This is a genomic window from Cerasicoccus arenae (genome assembly GCF_014651635.1).
Lineage (GTDB): Bacteria > Verrucomicrobiota > Verrucomicrobiia > Opitutales > Cerasicoccaceae > Cerasicoccus > Cerasicoccus arenae.
In genome coordinates this window covers 1-639 of sequence record NZ_BMXG01000058.1, presented here as the reverse complement: position 1 = coordinate 639, position 639 = coordinate 1, and the positions used below count along the sequence as shown (strand labels likewise).

The following is a 639-nucleotide window of genomic DNA, read 5'->3' as shown; positions in this document are numbered from 1 at the left end:
TTCTTCAGCGGCAGGCGCAAACCCAGCGTGCGGTCCGCGTACCCCAGACCGAAGGCCTCGACCGCCTCCCCGGTGATCCCCCGCGAGCACAGATAGTCCAACGCAGCCGGCGTCTGTCGCAAACGCTCCTGGTAATAATCCAGCACCTGAGCGAACAGAGTCTGGTCGTCACCATCGAAGGTAACCGGCGCGGCCAGCTTCGGAGCCGTCGCCTTCGTCACGGCCTTGCCGCCAAACAGCTGCGGGTTCTCCTCCTTTAAAAGCAAAGCAGCGTGCCGGAAAGACAAGGCCACCAGTGGCAGATGCGAGTTTTTGGAGGCTTCGCAAAATCTGGACAACGCAAACGGCGGACGGCGGCAGGGATAGGCGGAGACGCAGACGCAATGCGGCGCGTCCCGACAGACCGACGCGGACGCCTTCCTTGTCTAAAAGAGTAACAACTCAACCAAACATTCCCACTCCAAGGGGGGGGGGAGGCAGGGAGCAAAGCGACCCTTTCCTTGTTAGTATGCAGGTTAAATGTCGAGAAAGTCCGGCCCAAAAACCGCCAAGCCCTACCCTTGTTAAAAGGCATCATAACTCTCAATGAAACGCACCCTAGAGGCCTTGGACCTTAACCAAATGAAGCAATCACCCCAA

At 58.4% G+C, this 639-nt stretch carries 1 pseudogene; it reads right to left on the bottom strand.

Annotation, left to right across the window (positions count from 1 at the left end):
- Nucleotides 1-293: pseudogene (locus tag IE065_RS17875) on the bottom strand (hypothetical protein); the annotation flags it as partial.
- Nucleotides 294-639 lie beyond the last annotated feature (346 nt).